Here is a 24,663-nt window from a genome sequence, read left to right as displayed (position 1 = left end):
TCATAATATTTAATCTGATAATTTCTTTTACGTTTTTTCATCGGTAGTATTTTTATTTTCCAATTTGCTTTGTCTGTTGAAAGAAATGCAAGTAAGAGGAGTGAGATTATTTTTTACAGCGTTTATGTTGTCAGGGGAGCATTAGTAAGAGGGACTTTCTTTATTGAACGTTTAGAATAATTCCTAAAATGATAAGCTTTCATCGAATGAAGCTATTCATTTTTCCAAAAAGATATCAAGGATAATTTTTTATATTAAATCCAAAAGTGGAAAAATATTGGATGTTTTTTATGTTCTTAACAATGGTTTTATTGAAGGCTTGGAGATATTGGATAGTTGGAAAAGCTGTCAAAACAATTCCACAATTTAAGAAAAAAGTATGTTTATCAAAGGGTTTTCTAAGGCTATAGATAATGGTTAATAATAAAATAGTTTTTTAGAGATGGTCTGTAGAATTAAATATTTGTTGCTCCTAGACGGATTTTAATAGGCACATTACCAGTTTGGCTCGCAACGCGTAAATGAATACGTACAGGAGGCATTATGAGACGACGGTTGCGCATTGTTTGGCAAATGAGAAGGTTAACAAGAGATTGTGTATCTAATGCAGTCGAATTATATTTTAAACCAGTAAGTTTTGCAGCAGCATCGTGAAGAGAACGCAATGAAAGGAGGGATGATTGCTTCAATAAAATTTCTTTTTTATGGAATGAAGCAAAAGCATTATCTGTCATAATACTATCCTTAACGCAGAATTCAAAATTTTTTAGTAGGCTACAGTATAGCAGTTAAAATTTGCTTTCTTTAATGTAGAACAAGCATCAAATGCAGCTTTTTTTGATTGAAACCCTGTAAAGCGCGCCCGGTAATAACGCTGCCCATTTTTTTCAAACAGTTGCATATGTGAAGATGCGTGCTTTAAAGTAGAAAAAGCTATATTTTTTGCTTTTAAAAGTAGAGTTTTTGCTTGTTCTTCACTAGGAAGAGAACCTATTTGGATAGCCCATCCGGCATTTTCGGACAAAGAGGCTGTTACAATTTTATGAGTCTCAACCGGTATAGTTTTTTGAGGGTTCGGTATTGGTATAATTACCTTATTTACAGCCGTTATTGCGATGTTGGAGTTTTTAGGTTGTTCTGCAAATGCTGTCAACATAGTCGAAATTTCATCGTCAAAATTACTTAAATCATCTTTAATGGTTGGTATAGGAGTATTGGCGCCAGTGGGTAAGTGATAGCGTACAGAAGCTATTAAACGTTCACCACTTTTCATTTGGCTTGCTTTGGGCAAATATTGATTCAATAAGCTAGCCATATGCTCGTCACGTGCAGTAGATGATTTTCCTCCCATAACAACAGCGACAATAGAGCGCCCCTCAAGACGCATCGAAGTTGCTAAATTAGAACCTGACATTTGTGTGTATCCTGTTTTAATTCCATCGACACCTTTCATTATTTTAACAAGTTTATTGTGGCTGTTAATTTTATGTCCACGGAAATTAAAACTTTTTGTTTTGAACAATTTATATTGTTTGGGAAAATGTTTACGTAAAGCTAATGACAAAGTCGCTATATCTCGTGCTGTAGAATAATTGCGCACATCCGGAAGTCCTGAAGCATTTGCGAAATGTGTATGTTTCATGCCAAGTTTATGAGCTTTTGCTGTCATCATTTGAGCGAATTTTTTTTCACTACCTCCAAGATATTCTGCAATGGCAGCAGCAACATCATTTGCAGATCTTGTAATGAGTGCTTTAGCTGCTGATTCTGCAGAAATTGTTTGGCCTGCTTTAAACCCAATTTTTGTCGGTGGACGCATTGCTGCATAATGTGAAACAGGAATTGGTGTATTGGGTGTCACACGACGCATCTGCATAGCTTCAAAGAGTAAGTACAATGTCATCATTTTTGTTAAAGAAGCAGGATAACGTTTCAGTGTTGCATTGGCTTGAAATAGAGTTTTTCCCGTAGTAGCATCTATAACAATAGCCGCATACTTATCAGGATAGGCGCCTTGAGGTGTGGCTGATGCCCAACAGTAAGAAAAAGCTAACACAACAAAAGAAATTGCTATTGTTTTACAGTAGCGCATAATTTTTTGATAATTAATATACACTTGCAGTATCCTATTTCTCCATTTATCCTGAAAAACTTCTATAAAGCTTCCTTTTCTGTAATTTGTTGATGTAATTTAGACGAATGGTATTACTAATTTGTTTACAGAAGTTATTTTATGAGTGAGTGATTGAAGTCTAACCATAGAGGGAAATTTTTTTCTAATACAAACAGGTATTGCAATAGTTATGAAAGAATTTAAAATTAATAAAAAATGTGCTGCATGGAAAACGATAATGGGACAGACGCTCATAATAAACTCTATAGCTCATATTATGCATAATGAAAAGGGCAAGAATTGGGATGAAGGTAGGCATGGTGCGGTTATAATGCCTAAGGCTAGAGAAAAACTCGAAAAACCTAAATTATGTCGAGTTTTTTTGCTTAATGATGATTACACACCTATGGATTTTGTTGTTTTTGTTTTGAAGAACTTTTTTAAAAAAAGTTTCGAAGAGGCAACGCGGATAATGTTAAATGTTCATCACAATGGGATAGGAGAATGTGGGACTTATACTTATGAAGTCGCTGAAATGAAAATATTACAAGTGAGAGAATGTGCGCGTCAAAATGAACATCCGTTACAATGTGTAATGGAATGGAAGTGAGGAGCTATGCCATCTTTTACACCTAGTCTTGAAGAGGTTTTACATCGTGCATTAACAATTGCTACTCAAGCACGGCATGAATATGCAACATTAGAGCATCTTCTACTTGCGCTGTTAGATGATGCCGATGCAAATTCCGTTATTCAGGCTTGCCAAGTAGATGTGGAGGAATTGCGAGAGCGCTTAACCAATTATCTTCGCTCAGAGTTAGATGAACAGATTAGAGCTGATGAGGATACAAAGCCTACAGCTTTTTTCCAGCGTGTTATCCAACGTGCGGTGATTCATGCACAATCGGCTGGAAAAGATGAAGTATCGGGGGCAAATGTTCTTGTTGCAATTTTTTCTGAACGTGAAAGCCATGCAGCATATTTTCTTCAAGAGATGGGAATGACACGCTATGATGCTGTACGTTTTATTTCACAGGGTGTCACGCGTGATGATGGGTTATCCATGTTACTTGAAGGACTTGAAGAGCAATTAGATCAGCAGATTTCGGATAATGGTGAAAGAGGAACAAGTGCTTTAACGAATTATTGTGTTGATCTCAATTGGAAAGCACGTAATGGAAAAATTGATTTATTAATTGGCCGTGAAATAGAAATTTCACGCATGATTCAGATTTTATGTCGAAGGTCGAAAAACAATCCGCTTTTGGTTGGTGATCCTGGAGTGGGGAAAACCGCTATAATTGAGGGATTAGCAAAACGCATTGTTGATGGGCAAGTACCTGAAGTTTTATCAAATGCAACAATATTTTCTCTTGATATGGGGGGACTTGTTGCAGGTACACGTTATCGCGGTGATTTTGAAGAACGCTTAAAGCAAGTTATTAAAGAGTTTGAGCTGTATCCAGATGCTATTTTATTTATTGATGAAATTCATACCTTAATTGGAGCAGGAGCGACATTAGGGGGAAATATGGATGCAGCAAATCTTTTGAAACCTGTATTATCTTCTGGAACTATGCGATGTATTGGTTCGACGACTTATAGAGAATATCGCAAATTCTTTGAACAAGATCGTGCTTTAGAGCGTCGTTTTCAGAAGATTGATATTAATGAACCTTCTGTTACAGATGCGATTAAGATTTTGCAAGGGATGAAGCCTTACTTTGAAGATTTTCATCAGATTAAATATACAGATCAGGCGATGAAGGCATCTGTAGAATTATCTTCACGTTATATAATTGATCGTAGGTTACCTGACAAAGCAATTGATATTATTGATGAAAGTGGCGCAGCGCAAAAGCTTTTGCCACAAAAACAACGCAAGAAGAGTATAGGTGTTAAAGAAATTGAAGCGACTGTTGCTACAATTGCAAGAATTCCACCAAAAACAGTTTCTCGGAATGATCAGAAGATACTGAGTAAGCTTGAAAGAGAACTCAAACATGTTGTTTATGGTCAAGATCAGGCAATTTCCGTCTTAGTTTCATCCATAAAATTGGCGCGAGCAGGTTTACGCGAACCGGATAAACCAATAGGAAGTTATTTATTTTCAGGACCAACAGGTGTAGGAAAAACTGAAGTTGCAAAACAGCTTGCATCATCTTTAGGCATTGAATTATTGCGTTTTGATATGTCAGAATATATGGAACGGCATACGATAGCACGTTTAATCGGAGCACCTCCAGGTTATATAGGGTTTGATCAAGGAGGTCTCCTTACAGATGCCGTTGATCAGAAACCTCACGCAGTTCTATTGCTAGATGAGATTGAGAAAGCGCATCCAGAGTTATTTAATATTTTATTGCAGGTAATGGATTATGGTAGATTAACAGACCATAATGGTAAGAAAATTGATTTCCGCAATGTTATTTTGATTATGACGACCAATGCGGGTGCTTCAGATATGGCAAAATCAGCTATTGGATTTGGGAAAGTACATCGTGATGGTGAGGATATAGAAGCAATCAATCGGTTATTTACACCAGAATTTCGTAATCGGTTAGATGCAATTATTCCGTTTGCACCTTTATCTCATTTAATCATCAATCAGATAGTGCAAAAATTTATTTTTCAGCTTGAAGCACAATTAGCTGATCGGGGAATTTGTTTTGAATTAAGCCCTTCTGCAACTTTATGGCTTTCCAATAAAGGATATGATTCTCAGATGGGAGCACGCCCATTAGGGCGTGTTATACAAGAATATATTAAAAAGCCATTAGCTGATGAAATTTTATTTGGAAAGTTACGCAATGGTGGTATCGTTCGCGTATTGACACAAAAATCAAATGGTAAAAAAGAAAGCTTACAGTTAGAAATTTCATCTTCCGATATATCTGTAAGTTCAAAGAAAAGTAAAATGGAAAATTTTACAAAAAAACGTGTAGGAAAAAAAAGCTCAACAACTTAAGAGTGTGTTATAAGGCAGCACGGATTTTTTTTGCATTCTCTTCAAGTATTTCTGTAGGCGTTATCATATCATTATGAGGGGTAAGTTCTATTCCCTCCATACGTGGTATAATATGAAAATGGAGGTGATAAACGGTTTGTTGACTAGCTGCTTCATTAAATTGCATGACAGTTATGCCATCTGCCTGAAAGGCTTTTTTGACGGCATTTGCAATTTTTTGAACAGCTTTAATAACAGGAAATAATGTTTCAGTATCCGCATCAAGTAAGTTTCTCGAGCCTTTTTTAGGAATGACCAGCGTATGACCTGGTGCCTGTGGCATGATATCCATAAATCCAATAACATCATCATCTTCGTAGACACGAACAGAAGGGATTTCATTGCGAATCAATTTAGCAAAAATATTGTTATTGTCGTAAGCTTGTTTCATACAAATATTTCCTTTTATTGTAAGTTTAAGATTCTAATTTAAAAACGAAAAAATGCAAGGTTTATCAGAGTGTAAGACAAAGAAGTATTTTGACTTCAGTTATATTTAGGATGGTGCACTGTCTTAATGAAGGTTTAGATTTCTATGATGGCTTCAACTTCTACAGGAACATCCATAGGAAGAGAGGCAACACCAATAGCAGAACGGGCGTGTTTTCCAATTTCACCAAGGATATTGACGAATAAATTAGAAGCTCCATTGGCAACAAAAGGAATATCGGTAAAATGAGAATCTACAGCCACAAAAACAGTAATTTTTACCACACGTTTTATTTTATTTAAGTCACCCAGAGTTGCCTTGAGTTGCGCGAGAATATTGAGAGCGCAAGCTTCGGATGCTTTTTGGGCTTGTTCGGTATTCACAGTTGCACCAACTTTACCGATGGCTATTGGTTTTCCATTAATAAGGGGGAGTTGTCCAGAAATAAAGAGCTGATTGCCACTTTGTGAAGTGGTGATGTAATTGGCAAGGGGGGAGATTACTTCAGGAAGAGTGATTCCGAACTTCTCTAAGTTTTTTTCAATCATATTGGTCATAATGTTAACTCCATAGCTACTCTATAATATATTCATTGCATAATCTATTTTTTGATTTAAGAAAATGTGTGGTTAATTGAGAAATTAGCCTTTTTTGCCTTATTGTATGATGTTATGCAACTGGGATAAAGTTCGGAAGTTGGGAATGATTAGATCATTATTTATAATAATTTTATATATTGTTTTTTTATGTACTGCGAGAGCTGAAGAACCCATTTTTATTGTGCCTCATCGAGCAATTTATGATTTTCATCTCGATAGTGTTTCTCATGAAATGACAATTTCTGCGATGTCAGGACGAATGGTTTACGAGCTTACTGGTTCGGCATGCCAAGGCTATAGCACACGTTTTCGTTTCATTAGCCGTGTTCACATTGAAGATATGCCAGTACGTTTGACGGATCAACAGACGACGAGTTATGAGACAGGAGACAGCCGTACATTTCGTTTTAATATCACAGATCAAGAGGGAGAAGAGGTTGTGCATCGTGCCGAGGGGGTTGCGGAGCGTACTCAAGATGGTATTACAGTTACCTTAAAAAAGCCAAAGGAAAAAGAGTATAAGCTTGCAATGGCTGAATTTCCAATAATGCAACTAAAAAATATTATCCGCCATGCAAAAGCAGGAGATCATTTTTACAATGTTACTGTATTTGATGGGACAAATAAAGCAGATAAAGTTATAAAAGAAAGTATCGTCATAGGGGAAAAGAAGACGCTTTTATCTGATAGCGAAACGGAAAAAGTAAGAAAATTGGATGAAGAAGAATATTGGCCTGTTACAATTTCTTATTTTGATGATGGAGAAAATAAAGATGGTTTGCCGGTTTATCGTAGCAGTTTTCTCTTACATGAGAATGGTGTCATGCGTGATCTTCATATAGATTATGGAACTTTTTCAGTGCGTGCAAAATTGAACAGTCTCGAATTCTTGGAACTTGGAAAAGATCTTAATCAATGTGAAAATGCAAATATTAAATGATTAAAGAAAATAACTTGAAAAAGAATCAAATATTAGTATGTTTGCGCTATTCCACACGCGGAGTCTGGGTGTTTGCAAATGATCTGTGAGAAAATTCTAGCAAGCATCCGCCGGTAGCAGGTCTTTCTGCTTTTTCCGCGGAGGTTGAACCGGAAAGGATAAGATTTATGGCACTACCCGATTTTACTATGCACCAGCTTTTAGAAGCCGGTGTGCATTTTGGTCACCAGACTCATCGCTGGAATCCCAAAATGACTCCCTATATTTATGGTCAGCGTAATAATATCCATATTATTGACCTTGCTCAGACCGTTCCACTTTTACACCAAGCGCTTAAACTTGTTTCAGATACTGTAGCGCGTGGTGGTCGTATTCTCTTTGTTGGTACGAAACGGCAAGCATCTGACATTATCGCAGATGCGGCGAATCGTTCCGCCCAGTATTACGTTAATGCACGTTGGCTTGGCGGCATGCTCACAAACTGGAAAACGATTTCCAATTCGATCCATCGTTTGCGGAAGCTTGATAAAATTCTTGCTGCTGAAGCGCAAGGCTTTACCAAAAAGGAACGTTTAAATCTTGAACGTGATCGTGAAAAGCTTAATCGTGCGCTTGGTGGTATTAAAGATATGGGTTCTGTTCCAGATCTTATTTTTGTTATCGATACGAATAAAGAAAATATTGCACTCCAAGAAGCAAAACGTTTAGGTATTCCAGTGATTGCTATTATTGATACCAATTGTGATCCCGATGACGTAACACATCCAATACCAGGTAATGACGATGCTTCACGTGCAATTTCTCTTTATTGCGATCTTTTTGCCCGTGCTGCTCTTGATGGTATTGCACGCCAGCAAGGAGCAATGGGTATCGATTTAGGAGCTCAAGTTGATGCACCTGTGGAGCCTATTTTGGAAGAAAATGCAGTTTCAGAAGTTTCTGAATAATATAAAACGCCTAATTAAGGTACTTTTATTGTCTAAAGAAGAAGTTATAGGCGTGCAGAGGGATTTTGCGCGCTTTCACCGTTACAAAATAAAGAGGCAAATATGAGCATTACTGCTGCACAAGTAAAAGAACTTCGAGAATTATCTGGCGCTGGTATGATGGACTGTAAAGCCGCTCTAGCAGAGACCAATGGTGATATGGAAGCTGCTGTTGATTGGCTTCGTAAAAAAGGAATAGCTAAAGCAGATAAAAAGGCTGGTCGTACAGCAGCTGAGGGATTAATCGGAGTCGTATCAAGAGATTCACATGCAGTTTTAGTTGAGATTAATTCTGAAACAGATTTTGTTGCACGCAATGATGGATTCCAAGATATTGTGCGTAAAGTAGCAACTGCTGCCTTAGATACGCCAGGGGATGTTGAATCTGTTTCTGTTTCTCTTTATCCAGGCTCTGAGAAGACTGTAGAGCTTACGATTAAAGATGCAATTGGTACAATTGGCGAAAATATGACATTTCGTCGTTCCGCTAAATTGTCTGTTGAGAATGGTGTTGTTGCGACTTATATACACAATAGTGTGGCTGATGGGCTTGGAAAACTTGGTGTTTTGGTTGCGATTGAAACAACAGGAAATAAGGAAGCTGCTCTTGCTTTTGGTCGGCAGGTCGCGATGCATATTGCGGCAACCAATCCATTAGCACTTACAGCTCAAGATGTTGATGCTGCTGCTGTTGAGCGTGAAAAAGCAATTTTTTCAGATCAAGCACGTCAGTCTGGAAAACCTGAAAATATCATTGAAAAAATGGTAGAAGGACGTATGCGTAAGTTTTTTGAAGAGGTTGTTTTGCTTTCTCAAGCTTTTGTTATGAATCCTGATATAACTGTTGAGGCCGCTTTAAAGGATGCTGAGAAATCAATTGGTGCTCCAGCAAAAATTACAGGCTTTATTCGTTTTGCATTAGGTGAAGGTGTGGAAAAAGAGGAGTCTGATTTTGCTGCAGAGGTTGCTGCTGCTGTAAAAGGCTAGTTATTGCAAACTCTTGAACAGAGATTTAAAGTCATATCGTTGGTTGTAGAATCTCTGAGGGGAACAATGTAATTGTTGAGAGGGCGTCACGTGAAAAAAGTGGTGCCCTTCGTGATGTCAAAAGCAAAAAGTAAATAGGCTTTTGGGGAGATTATTAATGGCATTAGCACTTCCGTATAAACGTATTCTTTTAAAGGCTTCTGGTGAAGCTCTTATGGGAGGGCAGAATTTTGGCATTGATGTTTCTGTTGTAGACCGTATTGCCGCTGATATTGCAGAAGTGCGCACAATGGGGATAGAAGTTGCGGTTGTTATCGGTGGGGGAAATATTTTTCGTGGCGTTGCTGTTGCTTCGCATGGTGGGGACCGAGTGACAGGTGATCATATGGGAATGCTTGCAACTGCTATTAACTCTTTAGCATTGCGAACATCTTTGACAAAATTAGGGGTTGAAACTGTTGTACTCTCTGCGATTGCTATGCCACAAATTTGTGAAAGTTTCTCGCAACGTAAAGCAATAGCTTATATGAATCAGGGAAAAGTTGTTATTTTTGCAGGTGGTACAGGAAATCCATTTTTTACCACTGATTCTGCTGCTACTTTACGTGCAGCAGAAATTGGTGCGGATGTCCTTCTTAAAGGAACACAAGTTGATGGTATTTATTCAGCAGATCCAAAAATAGACCCTACGGCTAAGCGTTTTGACCAATTAACACATGTTGAAGTTTTGCAATGGGGATTATCTGTTATGGATTCAACGGCGGTCACTTTAGCACGTGAGAACAATGTACCGATTATTGTGTATTCCATTCATGAAAAAGGCGGTTTGGCTAAGGTCTTGAATGGAACAGGACGCTTTACAATAGTATCGGAATAAGGGTAAGCTTCAAAGGACAATTGAAGGAGACAGAAATATGAATGTTACATCAATTATGGATGATCTGAAACGTCGCATGGATGGTGCCATTACGGCTTTTAAACATGAATTAGGTGGTTTGCGGACTGGACGTGCATCGGCCAGTTTATTAGAGCCGTTGACCGTTGAATCTTATGGTTCTGTTGTGCATATAAATCAGGTTGCTAATATTTCTGTTCCCGAACCTCGGATGCTTTCTGTTTCTGTATGGGATAAAACGATGGTCGGAGCTGTAGAGCGCGCTATTCGCGATTCTGGTCTTGGTTTAAATCCCATAACTGATGGTACGAATCTACGTATTCCTTTGCCTGAGTTGAATGAAGAGCGCCGTAAAGAACTTGTAAAAATTGCGCATCACTATGCAGAGCAAGCGCGTGTTGCTACACGTCATGTCCGTCGGGATGGTCTGGACAATTTGAAAAAGTTAGAAAAAGATGGTGAAATTGGACAAGATGAAGCCCATAGTTTGTCTGAAAAAGTTCAAAAGCTCACAGATGAAACTATTGCTGATATTGATAAAATTTTAGCCGTAAAAGAATCTGAAATTATGCACGTTTAAGACGGTTTTGTCGCTAGAAAAAGGATGTTATACTCCCAAGCCTGTAAATTGTTTCTAGGGATAATAGGAGGGGTGGTGTGTTCTGTGATAGCAAGGTGTGATGCAGGAAGGTATTCTATCATTTTGATATGGGAGAGACTGATTTGAAAGGGCAGATGTTTAAATTTTTTAATCTGCGTGGTAAATCATGCCCTTTGCTGGAAGACACTATTTAACAGCATAGTGTGGGCTTTTAGTTGAGTACGTCTTTGTTAAACTGCATAATGAAAGCATTATTAGAAATTATTCAAATATTCTAAGATGAAGGTTGGGGAAAGAATATTAAGCCTAACCTTTCTCTTATTTCTCATTATAAAACATGTGGGTATGATCGATCAAGCAGATGTTATGTGGCATAATTCGTTTTTTAATGACGAATAGTTGATAGAAAAGTGTTTTTATACGAAACCTATATTAGTTAATTTGTATGGGGCAGAGGTAGCTGCTTTTTCATTTTATATTTGAGAAAATATTAAAAAAATATTTAGGATTAATCTTGACTGAGATTTTTGAAGCTGTTTTCATTGATTATTAGTCTCATAAGCGCTATCTTAGTAGACTGAATTATTTATGATAAATTATAAGAGAAATTATACAGGTATGAGATAAAAACACTGCGTAGGGGAATTTTTCTTGCGTTAATTTCAGGGCTTGTATTTTCTATTTTTATTGTTTGGATGTTGTTTTGTCTAATTTGGTTTATCGTATTCTGACAGCTTTTGTTTTTGGCGTTATTGCGTTGTATCTAACATGGTTGGGAGGAAACTTCTTTTTTTTATTTGTATGGTGTATTGGCGGTTTTGTTCTTTATGAGTGGATGAGTATTACTAAAGAGAAGTGGTGTGTTTTACAAAAAATATTAGCAAGTATCTTTTACTTGATCTTTGGCTTTTTTTTAGTGTTGAGTGTATCTGCTCCGTTGATTTTTTGTGTTTTAATCGTTTTGGCTGCGGTGTTGGCTATTATATCTATAAAAAAGAGTGGTTGGGTTTTTTGTGGTTTTTTATATGCATCTTTTCCTGTTGTTGCTTTATGCTTTCTACGGGATCATGAAATGTTGGGGTTCCAAGTTGTTATTTTCTTATTTACGATAGTGTGGGGAACAGATATTGGTGGTTATTTTATCGGACGTGCATTAGGGGGCCCTAAATTAGCACCACAATTTTCTCCTAATAAAACATGGTCAGGAGCACTTGGTGGTACATTTGTCGGAGTTTTCGGTGGTATATGGGTTGCTTTTGGATTTTTTGATATAAATTTAGCTAGTTTTTTTGTGCCACTCCTTACACTTGTTTTATCAATTGTTTCACAATTGAGTGATTTAGGGCAATCGTGGCTCAAAAGACGGTTTTCTGTTAAAGATTCTAGTTCTTTATTGCCTGGACATGGTGGTTTTATGGATCGTATAGATGGATTGGTAGGGGCAGCTTTTCTTCTTTATTTAATTGGTTCATTTATGTCTGATATGGATGCGCCTTTTAATCTTTTTAGTATGATCTAATTGGGAGAAGATCGTTTGGAACTTTTAAATCATATCGTCACTATGGGTGATTTTCTTTTAAGAAGTTTGAGTATTCTTTTCATCATTATGATTATCATTTTTGTGCACGAATTTGGGCATTATCTCATTGGTCGGTGGTGTGGTATTAAGGCGTTAATTTTTTCGCTTGGATTTGGACCAGAAATAGCGAGTTATACAGATAAGCATGGCACGAAGTGGCGTTTAGCACTTATCCCCTTAGGAGGTTATGTAAAATTTGTTGGGGATGAGGAAAAAATCGATACGGAATCATTCCAATCATCTCTGATTGTTGATGGTTCATTTGCTAGTGCGCATGCTTGGAAAAAAGCAGCAACTGTTTTTGCCGGTCCTTTCTTCAATGCCCTTTTTACTGTTGTTATTCTAACATTTTTTTTCTTTATCTATGGTCGTGTAGCCATTGAGCCCGTTGTTGGTTCTTTGGTAAAAGATAGCCCTGCTCTTCAATCCGGTTTGGAATTAGGTGATCGTTTTGTTGAAATGGATGGACGACGGGTTGAAAGCTTTGAAGATTTGATGAATTATGTAGCTTTTCATGGAAGAGAACCCATAGAGTTTAAAATAGAACGCATGGGGCGAGTCTTTACAACCATGATTACCCCGAAAGTCGTTGAGCGAGATGATGGATTTGGTAATCGAACACGAAGTGCTATGATAGGTGTAGGTGTTCCTGTTGATTTAAATAATCCAGCACATTTAGATCCAACTTATATAAAACATATTCGCTATGGTTTTGTAACAGCTGTAAGAGAAGCGTCAGACCGTACTGTGTTTATCGCCACTCAAACCGTTCTTTTTATGAGTCGTTTAATAGGAGGCAAAGAGGATCGTTGTCGGCTAAGTGGACCTTCTAAAACCGTTAAAATTGCTTGGAAAGTGAGCGAGACAGGTTTTATCTCTTTGTTGAATTTGGCAGCTTTTCTTTCAATAAGTGTTGGGCTTATTAACCTTTTTCCGATTCTACCGCTTGACGGTGGGCATCTTTTATTGCATGTCATTGAGGTCATTACTGGGAGGAGAATATCTACCAAAATTCAGGGAATTGTTTTTCGTTTAGGTTTTTCCATTCTTCTCCTTTTTATGATCTTTGTCTTTTTTAATGATTATTTTTGTTGGTTTAGCTAATTAAATTATGGAAAACGCTTTATAAATTAAGTAATAATAGCAAAAACAAATTTAAGGTTGTTTACCATGTCTACAAAATGTTGTGGCGTTGTAGATTATAATGAGTAATTAAGGAATGAAAAGTCTCGCTGTAAAGCTGTAAAAAGGTTGTTATGGCAGTTAGCTTTTTAAGGCATCATGTCCAAGGAACGAGAGTAAGGTAAAAAAGCCAATGACTACGAATTCAAAGTTTTTAAATGCAGCATCTGTATTGGTGTTAAAGATGGGGATGATTGCCCCAGCAACGGTTTTTATGTCAATTGCTGCGGTCGGAGAAATACAAGCGTCTGTAGTCCGCTCTATTGAGGTTCGTGGGAATAAGTTTGTAAGTTCTCAGGCGATTCGAGACAATATGGGGATTAAGGTTGGGCAAGGTGTTTCCAGTGGTGATGTTGATATTGCTGTGAAGAACCTTTTCGAATTGGGTTTATTTTATGATGTTAAAATAAATCCGGTGGGTGATAAATTGGTTGTATTCGTAAAAGAATATGAGGTTGTCAATCAAATATTGTTTCAAGGAAATAAATCTTTTAAAGACCCAGATCTTAAGCGGTTTATTTCTTTAAAACCGAATGAGCCTTTTAATTCTGCTAAGCTTTCTGCTGATATAAATACAATTCGTGAGGCTTATAAAACTCTTGGTCGTAATAATATCACTGTTAACGTTCAAACGATTAACCTTGGAAAAGGGCGGGTTAATGTGGTATTTAATGTCGTTGAAGGGAAAAAAACAAAGATTGGTGATATCACTTTTAAGGGCAATAGTGTCTTTGGAAGTCGCCGTTTGCGTGATGTGATTTCAACAAAAACTTCAGGAATTTTTTCGAAGTTGTTGGGAGGTGATGTTTACAGTGAAGAGCGCCTCGCTGTTGATGAAGAAGCTTTACGTCGCTTTTATTATAACCGTGGTTATGCAGATTTTCGTGTAGTCTCTTCTAAAGCAACTTTTGATGCAGCAAGCAATACGTATAAAATTTCTTTCGTTCTTGATGAGGGTGCGCTCTATAAAATTAGCGATATTCAGGTTGAAAGTGATGTTGATGGAATTGACGTTCAATCTGTGAAAAGGGTGCTTAAAACCCAGCCAGGTAATGTTTATAGTGCAGAAGATATTGAACAGTCTGTTGCAACTATTAATAACAAAGTTGCTGATTCGGGATATGCTTTTGCTAAAGTTGAACCGCGGGGAAATCGTAATTTAGCAAATCATACAATTTCAATTTTATATAATATTGAACAGGGTACACGTGCTTATATTCAACGTATTGATATACGTGGCAATGAGAAAACGCGTGATTACGTCATTCGCCGTGAGATTGATTTAAATGAAGGAGATGCTTACAATCAAACTTTACTACAGCGGGCGAAACGTCGTCTAGAAAGTTTAGGTTTCTTCAAAGCCGTTAATATTTCAATGGTTCCCACAGATCAATCTGACCAAGTTGTTTTGGTAATAGATGTCGTTGAAGCTTCAACAGGAGATCTCTCTCTTTCTGGAGGGTATACAACAGGGGGAACAAGTCCTGGTATGTCACTTGAAGTTTCTGTTACTGAACGTAATCTTGGGGGACGTGGTCAATATGTTCGTTTAGGATTAGGTGCGGGGCAAGAAAAATCTCGTAATTATAATTTATCATTTGTTGATCCTTATTTCTTAGGATATCGTTTATCTGCTGGCGTTGATGTTTTTCGTAGTACTTATCGTGCTGATAAAGCCTATGATGTACGGCAGACAGGTGGATCGCTGCGGTTTTCGTTACCTATTAATAATCAATTATCTGCTAATGTAGCTTATTCTTATGTGCAGGAAGAATATGATTTTGGCGGAGAGTATGATTTTGACAAAGAGGGTGACATAATAGAATTATATGGGAAATATTCTGGTGCGATTGTTCAAGCTGCAAAACACAGCCCTTGGAAACGTTCATCAATTAGTTATGGTTTCACCTATAATACGATTGATGATATGAGATCCCCCCATGATGGGTGGTACGTGCATCTGCTTCAGGAATATGCAGGGCTTGGTGGGAGTGCAAAGTTCTTGAAGACCACGGGTAAGGCGATGATGTACAAGACTCTTTCTGACCAGAAGGATATCGTTGGTTTGCTTTCCTTTGGGGGTGGTTATATCCATGAAGTAGGCAAAGAAGGTGTTCGTATTTTCGATATGTTTAAAGTAAATTCTGATATGATTCGAGGGTTCAAATATAATGGAATAGGTCCGCGCCAGGTTTCCAGTAAGGGTGAGGTTTATTTCTTGGGGGGAACGACATATATGAATGCGACTGCTGAAGTACAGTTTCCTATCCCTGTTGTGCCTGAAGGATTCGGGTTGCGCGGTGCTTTATTTGCGGATATTGCCACGCTTTATGGCAATAATTATAAAGCCGTTTTTCAGGGTGAACCGTCTGTTACCAATACCAAAAGTGCTTGGCGTTCATCTGCAGGTGTGAGTTTGATGTGGGATTCTCCGTTTGGTCCTTTGCGTTTTGATTATGCTTGGCCAATAACGAAGCAGGAAGGTGATCGTTTGCAACAATTGAACTTTGGTATTTCTACGAAGTTCTGATTTGAGCGATTTTAAGAAGGAAAAATTTGAAGAGAATAGCTTAAGCTGGGAGAGAAAGTGTTTTGATGGCGGATACATTTTTTTTACGCCGTCCCGACGATTGACAGTTGCAAATGCTGCTGAGTTGACGGGTGCAAAGCTTCTTAATCCAGAGTTTTCTCATAAAGTTATCAATACTCTTTCTTCACTTGAGAGTGCGGTGGAAGGTTCGCTTGTTTTTGTAGAGCATCGGAAGTTTTCTGATGCTTTACTGGACAGTTCTGCTGTTGCTGTTTTGTGTACGAATGAGATTGTTTTTAAAGTTCCCGAAACTATGGCAATTTTGGTGACATCCACACCACAGCGTGACTTTGCTCAGATTGGTCGTATTTTGTTTCCAGATTCTGTCAAGCCAATGCCTTGGTTGGGGCAGAAGGGGATTTCATTACATGCGCATATTCATCCAACGGCTAAGTTGGCACATGATGTGTGTATTGAAGCTGGAGCTGTTATTGGTAAAAATGTTGAGATTGGTGCAGGAACTCTTATTTCATCCACAGCTGTTATCGGTGAAAATTGCCGTATTGGATGTGACTGCTATATTGCTCCTAAGGTAACAGTTCAGTGTTCTATAATAGGTGATAAGGTTCAGCTTTATCCTGGCGTTTGCATTGGACAAGATGGTTTTGGTTATGTTGGAGGTGGAGTTGGAATCGAGAAAATTCCACAGCTTGGTCGTGTTATTATTGAGGATGGTGTAGAAGTTGGTGCGAACACGACAATTGATCGTGGGACATTTCAAGATACTGTTATTGGTGAAGGAAGCAAGATTGATAATCTTGTACAAATTGCCCACAATGTAAAAATTGGCCGCTATTGTCTTATTGCCGCTCAATGTGGCATTGCGGGAAGTACATCTATAGGGGATATGTCTCAGCTTGGCGGAAGTGTGGGAGTAGCTGATCACATCATAATAGGTAAATCTGTTCAGATTGCTGCTCGTAGTGGTGTTATGAATGACATTCCGGATGGCGAAAAATGGGGAGGTAGTCCAGCGCGACCATTTAAACAATGGTTTCGTGAAGTAGCGGCGTTGCGCAGTATGGGAAAAGTTAAAAAGGAGAAACGCTGATATGATCAGCAGTGAAAAAACTAAAAACTTAGAGGCTGTCGATATTGAAAAACTATTATCAATATTACCGCACCGTTATCCATTTTTATTGATTGATCGTATCGTTGATATTGATGGTGAACAAGAAGCGATTGGTATTAAAAATATAACGATTAATGAGCCACATTTTACGGGACATTTTCCCGCAAAGCCTGTTATGCCTGGAGTTTTGATTTTAGAAGCTATGGCACAAACGGCAGGAGCAATAGCACTTTTAAATTTAGGCAATAAGCAAACAAATTTAGTTTACCTTATGACGGTTGATAATGCGAAATTTCGTAAGCCGGTTATGCCTGGTGATCAGCTCAAGATTCATGTTCAGCTTTTGAAAAAAAGATCTGGTATGAGACGTTTTTCATGTGTTGCAAAAGTAGAAGATGTCCGCGTCGCTGAAGCAGAAATTGCTGCGATGATTGTCGAAGAAGAATAAACGATATTTGATGGGAATTTAAAAATGTCCGGTACGAAAATCCATCCAACTGCTCTTGTGGAGAAGGGAGCGCAGCTTGGTGAGAATGTACGCGTTGGACCATTTTGCCATATTAGTTCAGAGGCTGTTATTGGTGATGAATGTAGTTTGACAAGTCATGTTGTAATAATGGGAAAGACAACATTAGGAGCCAAGAGTAAAGTATTTTCTCATGCTGTTTTGGGGGCAGATCCGCAAAATAATAAACATAAAGGAGGAGCTACAACTCTTTTTATTGGTAAGAATTGTACGATTCGTGAAGGTGTAACAATGCATAGGGGTTCCGATTCGAGTGTAGGAATGACAGTTGTTGGTGATAATTGCCAATTTTTTTGTTATGCGCATATCGCTCACGATTGTTATGTAGGCAATCATGTAACATTTGCCAATAACGCAATGATTGCTGGTCATGTCACTGTTGGTGATTATGTGATTATTGGTGGTGGTGCTGCTGTTCATCAATTTGTTCGTGTTGGACATCATGCATTTATCGGCGGCGTATCTGCACTGGTTGGTGATCTGATACCTTATGGAACAGCTGTTGGTGTGCAGGCAAAACTTGCCGGCCTCAATATTATTGGCATGAAGCGTGCAGGACTTGAGCGTCAAGATATTCATGCACTCCGTCATGCAGTTGCCATGCTTTTTGATCATAGCAAACCATTTAAAGAGCGTGTTAGTGATGTTGCTTCTTTTTATTCTTCTTCTCAGTCTGTTTCTGAAGTTGTTAATTTTATTAAAGAAGAAGGAAAGCGTTTTTATTGTACACCAAAATTTGAAGGTGATAAAATAAAAGAACATAAGGATTAAAAATGCCTATTTGGGGAGCCAGAAGTTTTCTTTCCGGCCGTACTGCTATTATAGCAGGAAATGGTGTTCTACCGATTACTGTTGCGCAGACTCTTGAGAAGAATGGAGAAAATCCTTTTCTTGTGCTTTTGCATGGTGAGGCAGATTCTGTTCTTTATCGCTATGAGCATTGCGAGCTATCAATTGTAGAGTTAGCGCGACTCGTTAAAATTTTAAAAGAGGCTGGTGTATATAATGTTGTTTTGGCAGGTGGTGTGAAAAAGCGTCCACTTCTTAAACAATTGCGACTGGACTGGACAACATTTTTAGCTCTTCCTAAGTTAATCGGAGCTTTGAAGAGGGGAGACGATGCGTTATTAAAAGCTTTTATACGGGTTATTGAAGCACACGGTTTTTGTGTTATCGGTGCTCACGAAATAGTCCCAGATCTTTTAGCTCCCATAGAATTTAATTTAACAGTACGGCGCGCTACTCCAAAAGAGAAAAAAGATATTTTTTTAGCAGTAGAAGCAGCAAAGCTTTTAGGTCAATTAGATATCGGGCAAGCCGTTGTCGTTGTCCAAGGAAGGGTGGTTGCTCTGGAGGGTGCTGAGGGAACTGATAATATGTTGTGGCGTGTTTGTGAAATGCGAGAAAGAGGGCAAATTCCCCTTAAAGGTGGCATTCTTGTAAAATGTGCAAAACCACAACAGGATAATCGCGTTGATTTGCCATCAATTGGGCCAGCGACAATAATAAATATTGCAAAGAGTGGTTTATCTGGTGTTGCGGTGGAGGCAAATAGAAGTCTAATATTATCGGTGAAAACAACAATAGAAAAAGCCAACAAATATTCTCTATTTATAGAGACATTTGAAAGGTTTGGTCATGAATAATTGTTTCTTAAAGATTGCTGTGGTTTCAGGTGAGGAATCTGGTGATTTACTTGGGGCCGATTTAATTACTTGTTTATCACAACAGATAGGATGCAATATTCATTTGATTGGTGTTGGGGGGAGGCATTTAAAGGCATTAGGTTTAAAAAGCTTTTTTGATTCCCATGATATTGCTTTAATAGGTTTAAAGGAAGTATTGAAAAAACTACCATTGTTGTTGCTACATATTCGCAATTTATCCAAATTTATTGCACAAGAACAACCTGATTGTTTAATTATTATTGATAGTCCTGATTTTACACATCGTATTGCAAAAAAGGTACGTGCTTTAGCGCCTTCTATTCCTATCATTAAATATATTGCACCAACCGTTTGGGCATGGAGGCCAGAGCGTGCAAAAGCTATGCGTGGATTTGTTGATCATGTTTTAGCGGTTTTTCCTTTTGAAGAAAAGATTATGCAAGATTTGGGAGGTCCTGCCACGACCTATGTTGGACATCGTCTTTTGACATATCCTCCCCTTTTGAGAGTTCAGTCAGAAAAAAAAAGCCAATTAGAACAAAGAAATTTGATCGATACACAAATATCATCGCCTACATTAGTTATTTTGCCAGGATCACGCAATTTAGAAATTCGTTCCTTAATGCCTATTTTTCGAGAAACAGTAGAGATTCTTGTACAACGTATTCCTCATTTACGTATTATTTTACCAACCTTACCTCATTTGGTAGATAGAATCCGTGATTTTGTGCAAGGCTGGAAAAGCAAGATAGAAATTGTCGTTGGTGAAGATGAAAAATGGCGTGCTTTTGCACAAGCAGATGTTGCTCTTGCGGCACATGGAACTGTTTCACTTGAATTAGCCTTAGCAAAAATTCCTATGGTTCTTTGCTATAAACTTGATCGTTTTTCTAAATTATTTATTTTTCCTAAAATGATGTTATGGAGTGCTGCTCTTCCAAATATTATTGCTGATAAGCCTATTGTTTCGGAATATTTGAATGAATTAATCCGTCCTGGTATGTTAGCAAGACAAGTAGAACAACTTTTGGCTAATCCTTTATTGCGACAGGCACAACTTGATGCCTTTGAGATGGTAGAACAGAAAATGAAAACTGAAGTACCATCAGGGGTTGTTGGCGCACAAACAATTATCGCTCTTTTAAAAAACAGGAATAAAATTGTATAAATAAAGCAATATTTTAATGATTAATATTTAATTTTAGCAAGAAAATTACAAGCACGTTGGCTTTTAGGATTGGTAAAAAATTCTTCAGAGGCTGTATCTTCAACAATTTTTCCATTTTCTAGAAAGAGTATTCTTTCTGAGACTTTACGTGCGAAGCCCATTTCATGGGTAACACAAAGCATTGTGATCCCTGTGTCGGACAATCGAGCCATCACTTCCAAAACTTCTCCCACACTTTCTGGATCAAGAGCAGAGGTTGGTTCATCAAAAAGCATGACTTCAGGTTCCATACAAAGTGCACGGGCAATCGCAACACGTTGTTGTTGCCCACCAGAAAGTTGTAAAGGATATTTTTCACAGTGTTTTTCAATACCAACATGTGTTAAGTAACGAATTGCCCGTTCTTGTGCTTGTTGTTTGGAAAGCCCTTGAACGGTCATAGGTGCTAAAATACAATTTTGTATAACGCTCATGTGGGGAAATAAATTAAAATTCTGAAAGACCATTCCTATCTTACGAAGAACTTTTTTTTGCTGTTGTATAGGAGCGGTATGGATATCAACGTTATGGATACAGATTGAACCTTTTTGTGCTTGTTCTAATTGATTAATACAACGAATTAACGTTGATTTTCCTGATCCGGATGGTCCACAAATAACGATATGTTCACCAGCTTGAACATTAAAGTTGATATCATGTAGGACCTGAAAGTTTCCATACCATTTATTTAGATTTTGAATAGAGATCACTGGTTTTTTATTGGGAGAGATCGATTTATTATTTTTCAAATTCATCTTATTTTATTCTTTCATTGATGAATAACGTGATTAATTCAACATTTTGGTTTGGTAAAGTTTTTTATGATCATTTTATTTAACGTAAATATCGAGTGAGGCGCTGTTCGATAAAAACAATAAAACGATGAATGAGTTCAACGATAAAGAGATAGATAAGAGCAGCCCAAACGTAAACTTGAAAATCAAAAGTCCGTGAATAAGTGAGTTTAGCAACTCCCATTAAATCATAAACAGTAATAAGTGAGGCAACAGCACTGGATTTAATCATTAAAATCAACTCATTTCCTAGGGGGCGTAATGCTACAATCATTGCTTGTGGAAGAATAACTCTAAAAAATGTGACAGAGTTGCTTAAACCTAAAGCTTTTGATGCTTCACGCTGTCCAGTTGTTACGGATAAAAAACTTCCTTTAAAGATCTCAGATTGATAGGCAGCAGAATTGAGTGTAAAAATAAAAAGACAACAATACCACGCATTTTGAAAAAACCACCATAGTCCCACCTGTTGCCAAAAACTATTCATTGAACCAAGCCCATAATAAAAAAGAAAGAGTTGAGCTAATAAAGGAGAGCCACGGAAAAAATAGACATAAGCATTTGCAAAATATTGTAAAAATGTATTCTTTGATAGACGAGCAAAAGCGATAAGCATACCAAGAAAAAGACCTAGAGAACAAGAGATAGAAACAAGCTCAACAGTAACAATAAAGCCATTAATAAATTTGGGTCCATAATGGCTTAAAAGATCAGGATTAAAAAGGAAATAAAGCCACTCAGGAATCATTGACCTAGCACCTTTTTATAGCCTATTTGAGTGTATGTTTCCAAATGGCGTAAGATTGCAGTAAAAACCGCTGAAAATAACAAATAGAGTAAGCATGCTACAAAATAAAATAGCATGGGTTTATTGGTAGCGGCGACAGCTAAATTCGTTTGTCGCATGAGGTCAACAAGCGCGATGGTAGAAACAAGGGATGTATCTTTCAGTAAAGTAAGCCAATTATTAGAAAGTCCTGGCAAGGCATTTCGGATGAGCTGAGGGAAGACAATACGAAAAAATGTGGTTGACCGTGAAAGTCCTAAAGCTTTAGCCGCTTCATATTGACCTTTATCAAAAATATTAAATGCTCCAAGCCAAACTTCACAAGAAAAAGCTGCAAGAACCATACTAAGGGCAAGAACACCAGCAACAAAAGCATTGATACTGAACATGATTTCAAAATTAAAATAGTCAAATAAATTTTGAATAAGGCTTTGTAATCCGTAGTAAACTAAAAACAAAGTTAAAAGCTCTGGTAGCCCACGGAATACTGTTGAAAAGAGGCGTGCCATAGCTTTGGCCATCTTAATATTGGATCGAATCATCACTGCATTGAGAAGTCCTAGAGGAAATCCTAGAAAGCCACAACATAATGCCAATGACAAAGTCATTCCTGCACTGGAAAGTATAACCACTCCCCATCCACCATTGCTAAATGATAGCAATGCTAAATTTTCAATCATTCCTGTGTTCCTCATGAAAGAGTTCGATAATATTTTTTAGCAATAACCAGTAGGTTTCATTTAAATATCATATCGATATTTAATAAACATCACCTGTAAAATACTTTCTCATAATTTTTTCATAAGTTCCATCCAAACGGATTTCTTTTAGCGCCTTATTGAACTTATTTTTAAGTTCATTATTATTTTGACGGACTGCAATTGCAATAGGAAATCTTGTTTCTTCTAGAGTTCCCAAGAGGAGACAGCAATCTTTTCCTTCATTTTTAAGCCAATTTAATGCTTGTAATTTATCAACAATAATCACATCAAGTCGATGATTTAAAAGGTCACGATTCACTTCTATTGTGGAAGGGTAGAGTTTGATTTTCACCTCTTTAGAAGCATAATGATCTTCTGCATAGAAAGCTTGTGTTGTATTTGATTGCACACCAAGATTTTTACCTCTAAAGTCTTGTGTCGAGATTTCTTTAATTCCCGAAGCTTTGGTAACGATAACAGCCAGTGCTGTATCGTAGTAAGGATCTGTGAAGTCAATTTTTTGTAAGCGCTCTTGTGTGAGAGAGAGGGAAGCAATGATAGCATCATATTTTTTTGCAATAAGTCCAGGGATCATTCCCTCGAAGTCTTGTGTAACAATAGTACACTCAACATTCATTTTTTTACAAAGTGCATAAGATATATCAATATCAAGTCCCTGCAATTTATTATTTGAGTCAATATAACTAAAGGGAGGGTAGGTGCCTTCACTCGCAATTTTTAATGTTTTCGCATCAGCCAATTGGGTGAATAGTACGGCGCTTATTATAAGAGCTCCTGCTAATAATTTCATGATGTTCTCCTATTGGATAAGCGGGCAAATATGAAATCATTATGTTTTTATAATCTGTAAGCTTTTTTGGAGCAATTCAAAAATTTATTGATGCTTATTTTAGATCATTATGTTGGGCATTATTATCAAAAAATTAGATTTTGATACGATAAAAATACAACTTTATCGTTGTCATTAGATTCTATAAAGTGTTTAAATATTGAGGAACAATTAAAAATTATTTTGATAAATGTAAATTTTCTTATAGAAATGCCGAATTTCCAATTATACCTGCATGTCCAATAAAGAGTTAAAGATACTCCTTAAATATACAGATTGAATTTTAATTCATAGTGAGATCTAATCGATATCGAAAGTAAAATATTTTCTCATAATTTTCTCATAGGTTCCATCGGCGCGGATTTCTTCTATTGCTTTATTAAAACTGTTTTTAAGATCATTATTATTTTGACGGAGTGCAATTGCAATAGGAAAATTTGTTTTTTCTAGAGTTCCCAAGAGGAGACAGCAGTCTTTTCCTTCATTTTCAAGCCAATTTAATGCTTTTAATTTATCAAAGATGATGATATCAAGCCGATGGCTTAAAAGATCACGATTAACTTCTGCTGCTGTAGGATAAAGTTTGATATTAACTCCTTCAGAGGCATAATGATCTTCCGCATATGCAGCTTGTGTTGTATTTGATTGTACACCAAGGTTTTTACCTCTAAAGGCTTGTGTTGAGATTTCTTTAATTTCCGAATTTTTGGTAACAATAACAGCGAGTGCTGTATTGTAGTAAGGATCTGTAAAATCAATTTTTTGTAAGCGCTCTTTTGTAGGAGAAAGGGAAGAAACAATAGCATCGTATTTTTTGGCAAGAAGACCGGGAATCATCCCCTCGAAGTCTTGTGTGACAATAGTACATTCAACATTCATTTTTTTGCAAAGAGCATAAGATATATCAATATCAAACCCTTGAAGTTCGTTATTTGAGTCAATATAACTAAATGGCGGATAAGAAGCATCGCTTGCAATTTTCAGCGTTTGAGAATTGGCCGATAGGGTAAATAGTGTCGCGCTTATTATAAGAGCTCCTGCTAATAATTTCATTATGTTCTCCTATTAGATAAGCTGGCAAATATGAAACCATCATGAATTTTTATAATCTGTAAGCTCTTTTGGAGCAATGTAAAAAATTTATCTGTGG

General features: G+C 37.3%; 23 protein-coding genes and 1 pseudogene. 15 read left to right on the top strand and 9 right to left on the bottom strand.

The features are described from left to right. Window positions 1-455: 455 nt before the first annotated feature. Both ACFILD_RS00885 and ACFILD_RS00880 read right to left on the bottom strand, forming a co-directional pair. Window positions 456-734 (bottom strand): hypothetical protein, encoded by a 279-nt coding sequence (locus ACFILD_RS00885; protein WP_273790659.1) that lies wholly within the window; start codon window positions 732-734, stop codon window positions 456-458. A 32-nt stretch (window positions 735-766) separates the two neighbouring features. Beyond that, window positions 767-2,116, bottom strand: a complete 1,350-nt coding sequence (locus tag ACFILD_RS00880) for a D-alanyl-D-alanine carboxypeptidase (protein ID WP_273790660.1) — start codon at window positions 2,114-2,116, stop codon at window positions 767-769. A 235-nt stretch (window positions 2,117-2,351) separates the two neighbouring features. Between ACFILD_RS00880 and clpS the strand changes: the two genes are divergently transcribed. Next, on the top strand, window positions 2,352-2,723 hold the full coding sequence (clpS, locus tag ACFILD_RS00875; protein WP_273790742.1) for an ATP-dependent Clp protease adapter ClpS: 372 nt from the start codon (window positions 2,352-2,354) through the stop codon (window positions 2,721-2,723). Between the two features lie 6 nt (window positions 2,724-2,729). Beyond that, window positions 2,730-5,081, top strand: a complete 2,352-nt coding sequence (gene clpA, locus ACFILD_RS00870; RefSeq protein WP_375664639.1) for an ATP-dependent Clp protease ATP-binding subunit ClpA — start codon at window positions 2,730-2,732, stop codon at window positions 5,079-5,081. A 7-nt stretch (window positions 5,082-5,088) separates the two neighbouring features. Here the strand turns inward: clpA and ACFILD_RS00865 are convergent, their stop codons facing one another. Next, window positions 5,089-5,511, bottom strand: a complete 423-nt coding sequence (locus tag ACFILD_RS00865; protein WP_375631236.1) for an HIT family protein — start codon at window positions 5,509-5,511, stop codon at window positions 5,089-5,091. 134 nt (window positions 5,512-5,645) lie between these two features. Then, entirely contained in the window at window positions 5,646-6,107 is a 462-nt protein-coding gene (locus tag ACFILD_RS00860; RefSeq protein WP_375607219.1) for a RidA family protein, read from the bottom strand. Between the two features lie 145 nt (window positions 6,108-6,252). Between ACFILD_RS00860 and ACFILD_RS00855 the strand changes: the two genes are divergently transcribed. The 13 genes and pseudogenes from ACFILD_RS00855 (at window position 6,253) to lpxB (ending at window position 20,342) form a co-directional block, all read left to right on the top strand. Next, window positions 6,253-7,089 (top strand): cell envelope integrity EipB family protein, encoded by an 837-nt coding sequence (locus ACFILD_RS00855; protein ID WP_273790664.1) that lies wholly within the window; start codon window positions 6,253-6,255, stop codon window positions 7,087-7,089. A 167-nt stretch (window positions 7,090-7,256) separates the two neighbouring features. After that, the gene (gene rpsB / locus ACFILD_RS00850; RefSeq protein ID WP_273788135.1) at window positions 7,257-8,036 is read left to right on the top strand and encodes a 30S ribosomal protein S2; all 780 of its coding nucleotides are present in this window, start codon (window positions 7,257-7,259) and stop codon (window positions 8,034-8,036) included. 102 nt (window positions 8,037-8,138) lie between these two features. Beyond that, a complete protein-coding gene (gene tsf, locus ACFILD_RS00845; protein ID WP_375664638.1) occupies window positions 8,139-9,062 on the top strand; it encodes a translation elongation factor Ts in 924 nt (307 codons plus the stop codon). Window positions 9,063-9,219: 157 nt separating this feature from the next. Then, window positions 9,220-9,939 carry a UMP kinase gene (gene pyrH / locus ACFILD_RS00840; protein ID WP_273790666.1) on the top strand — a complete coding sequence of 240 codons (720 nt, stop codon included), beginning with the start codon at window positions 9,220-9,222 and terminating at the stop codon, window positions 9,937-9,939. 37 nt (window positions 9,940-9,976) lie between these two features. Further along, window positions 9,977-10,537, top strand: coding sequence for a ribosome recycling factor (gene frr, locus ACFILD_RS00835; protein WP_273790667.1), 561 nt, complete (start codon window positions 9,977-9,979; stop codon window positions 10,535-10,537). Window positions 10,538-11,261: 724 nt separating this feature from the next. Then, window positions 11,262-12,077, top strand: coding sequence for a phosphatidate cytidylyltransferase (locus ACFILD_RS00830; protein WP_273790668.1), 816 nt, complete (start codon window positions 11,262-11,264; stop codon window positions 12,075-12,077). Window positions 12,078-12,092: 15 nt separating this feature from the next. Continuing rightward, window positions 12,093-13,241, top strand: a complete 1,149-nt coding sequence (locus tag ACFILD_RS00825; protein WP_375631234.1) for an RIP metalloprotease — start codon at window positions 12,093-12,095, stop codon at window positions 13,239-13,241. A gap of 211 nt (window positions 13,242-13,452) precedes the next feature. Further along, window positions 13,453-15,849: an outer membrane protein assembly factor BamA gene (gene bamA, locus ACFILD_RS00820; RefSeq protein WP_375654509.1), complete on the top strand. Its 2,397-nt coding sequence runs from the start codon at window positions 13,453-13,455 to the stop codon at window positions 15,847-15,849. A 65-nt stretch (window positions 15,850-15,914) separates the two neighbouring features. Next, a pseudogene (gene lpxD / locus ACFILD_RS00815) lies at window positions 15,915-16,960 on the top strand (UDP-3-O-(3-hydroxymyristoyl)glucosamine N-acyltransferase). A gap of 1 nt (window position 16,961) precedes the next feature. Next, entirely contained in the window at window positions 16,962-17,429 is a 468-nt protein-coding gene (gene fabZ / locus ACFILD_RS00810; protein WP_273790672.1) for a 3-hydroxyacyl-ACP dehydratase FabZ, read from the top strand. Window positions 17,430-17,453: 24 nt separating this feature from the next. After that, window positions 17,454-18,278 (top strand): acyl-ACP--UDP-N-acetylglucosamine O-acyltransferase, encoded by an 825-nt coding sequence (gene lpxA / locus ACFILD_RS00805; protein ID WP_273790673.1) that lies wholly within the window; start codon window positions 17,454-17,456, stop codon window positions 18,276-18,278. Window positions 18,279-18,280: 2 nt separating this feature from the next. Next, on the top strand, window positions 18,281-19,153 hold the full coding sequence (locus tag ACFILD_RS00800) for an LpxI family protein (RefSeq protein ID WP_273790674.1): 873 nt from the start codon (window positions 18,281-18,283) through the stop codon (window positions 19,151-19,153). Then, entirely contained in the window at window positions 19,146-20,342 is a 1,197-nt protein-coding gene (gene lpxB, locus ACFILD_RS00795; RefSeq protein ID WP_375643546.1) for a lipid-A-disaccharide synthase, read from the top strand. The genes ACFILD_RS00800 and lpxB overlap by 8 nt, the downstream gene beginning before the upstream one ends. Before the next feature lie 20 nt (window positions 20,343-20,362). On the opposite strand, the gene ACFILD_RS00790 is transcribed toward lpxB, so the two are convergent. The 5 genes from ACFILD_RS00790 to ACFILD_RS00770 form a co-directional block, all read right to left on the bottom strand. Then, window positions 20,363-21,136, bottom strand: a complete 774-nt coding sequence (locus ACFILD_RS00790; protein ID WP_273790676.1) for an amino acid ABC transporter ATP-binding protein — start codon at window positions 21,134-21,136, stop codon at window positions 20,363-20,365. 79 nt (window positions 21,137-21,215) lie between these two features. After that, window positions 21,216-21,923 carry an ABC transporter permease gene (locus ACFILD_RS00785; protein WP_273790677.1) on the bottom strand — a complete coding sequence of 236 codons (708 nt, stop codon included), beginning with the start codon at window positions 21,921-21,923 and terminating at the stop codon, window positions 21,216-21,218. After that, on the bottom strand, window positions 21,920-22,642 hold the full coding sequence (locus ACFILD_RS00780; protein ID WP_273790678.1) for an ABC transporter permease: 723 nt from the start codon (window positions 22,640-22,642) through the stop codon (window positions 21,920-21,922). Before ACFILD_RS00780 ends, ACFILD_RS00785 begins: the two co-directional genes overlap by 4 nt. A 79-nt stretch (window positions 22,643-22,721) precedes the next feature. Then, the gene (locus ACFILD_RS00775; protein WP_375631231.1) at window positions 22,722-23,474 is read right to left on the bottom strand and encodes a transporter substrate-binding domain-containing protein; all 753 of its coding nucleotides are present in this window, start codon (window positions 23,472-23,474) and stop codon (window positions 22,722-22,724) included. A gap of 339 nt (window positions 23,475-23,813) precedes the next feature. Continuing rightward, window positions 23,814-24,566: a transporter substrate-binding domain-containing protein gene (locus ACFILD_RS00770; protein WP_375631230.1), complete on the bottom strand. Its 753-nt coding sequence runs from the start codon at window positions 24,564-24,566 to the stop codon at window positions 23,814-23,816. Between the last annotated feature and the right edge of the window lie 97 nt (window positions 24,567-24,663).

This window comes from Bartonella sp. CL162QHHD (assembly GCF_042195435.1).
Classification (GTDB): Bacteria; Pseudomonadota; Alphaproteobacteria; order Rhizobiales; family Rhizobiaceae; genus Bartonella.
Note: the sequence above shows the minus strand (reverse complement) of the source record. Positions and strands in the feature narration are given on the sequence as shown.

Excerpts from the sequence above, each read along its gene's own strand:
- ACFILD_RS00885 (WP_273790659.1), bottom strand. The coding sequence starts at position 734 with ATGACAGATAATGCTTTTGCTTCATTCCATAAAAAAGAAATTTTATTG.
- clpS (WP_273790742.1), top strand. The coding sequence starts at position 2,352 with ATGGGACAGACGCTCATAATAAACTCTATAGCTCATATTATGCATAAT.
- clpA (WP_375664639.1), top strand. The coding sequence starts at position 2,730 with ATGCCATCTTTTACACCTAGTCTTGAAGAGGTTTTACATCGTGCATTA.
- ACFILD_RS00865 (WP_375631236.1), bottom strand. The coding sequence starts at position 5,511 with ATGAAACAAGCTTACGACAATAACAATATTTTTGCTAAATTGATTCGC.
- ACFILD_RS00860 (WP_375607219.1), bottom strand. The coding sequence starts at position 6,107 with ATGACCAATATGATTGAAAAAAACTTAGAGAAGTTCGGAATCACTCTT.
- ACFILD_RS00855 (WP_273790664.1), top strand. The coding sequence starts at position 6,253 with ATGATTAGATCATTATTTATAATAATTTTATATATTGTTTTTTTATGT.
- rpsB (WP_273788135.1), top strand. The coding sequence starts at position 7,257 with ATGGCACTACCCGATTTTACTATGCACCAGCTTTTAGAAGCCGGTGTG.
- tsf (WP_375664638.1), top strand. The coding sequence starts at position 8,139 with ATGAGCATTACTGCTGCACAAGTAAAAGAACTTCGAGAATTATCTGGC.
- pyrH (WP_273790666.1), top strand. The coding sequence starts at position 9,220 with ATGGCATTAGCACTTCCGTATAAACGTATTCTTTTAAAGGCTTCTGGT.
- frr (WP_273790667.1), top strand. The coding sequence starts at position 9,977 with ATGAATGTTACATCAATTATGGATGATCTGAAACGTCGCATGGATGGT.
- bamA (WP_375654509.1), top strand. The coding sequence starts at position 13,453 with ATGACTACGAATTCAAAGTTTTTAAATGCAGCATCTGTATTGGTGTTA.
- fabZ (WP_273790672.1), top strand. The coding sequence starts at position 16,962 with ATGATCAGCAGTGAAAAAACTAAAAACTTAGAGGCTGTCGATATTGAA.
- lpxA (WP_273790673.1), top strand. The coding sequence starts at position 17,454 with ATGTCCGGTACGAAAATCCATCCAACTGCTCTTGTGGAGAAGGGAGCG.
- ACFILD_RS00800 (WP_273790674.1), top strand. The coding sequence starts at position 18,281 with ATGCCTATTTGGGGAGCCAGAAGTTTTCTTTCCGGCCGTACTGCTATT.
- lpxB (WP_375643546.1), top strand. The coding sequence starts at position 19,146 with ATGAATAATTGTTTCTTAAAGATTGCTGTGGTTTCAGGTGAGGAATCT.
- ACFILD_RS00790 (WP_273790676.1), bottom strand. The coding sequence starts at position 21,136 with ATGAATTTGAAAAATAATAAATCGATCTCTCCCAATAAAAAACCAGTG.
- ACFILD_RS00785 (WP_273790677.1), bottom strand. The coding sequence starts at position 21,923 with ATGATTCCTGAGTGGCTTTATTTCCTTTTTAATCCTGATCTTTTAAGC.
- ACFILD_RS00780 (WP_273790678.1), bottom strand. The coding sequence starts at position 22,642 with ATGATTGAAAATTTAGCATTGCTATCATTTAGCAATGGTGGATGGGGA.
- ACFILD_RS00775 (WP_375631231.1), bottom strand. The coding sequence starts at position 23,474 with ATGAAATTATTAGCAGGAGCTCTTATAATAAGCGCCGTACTATTCACC.
- ACFILD_RS00770 (WP_375631230.1), bottom strand. The coding sequence starts at position 24,566 with ATGAAATTATTAGCAGGAGCTCTTATAATAAGCGCGACACTATTTACC.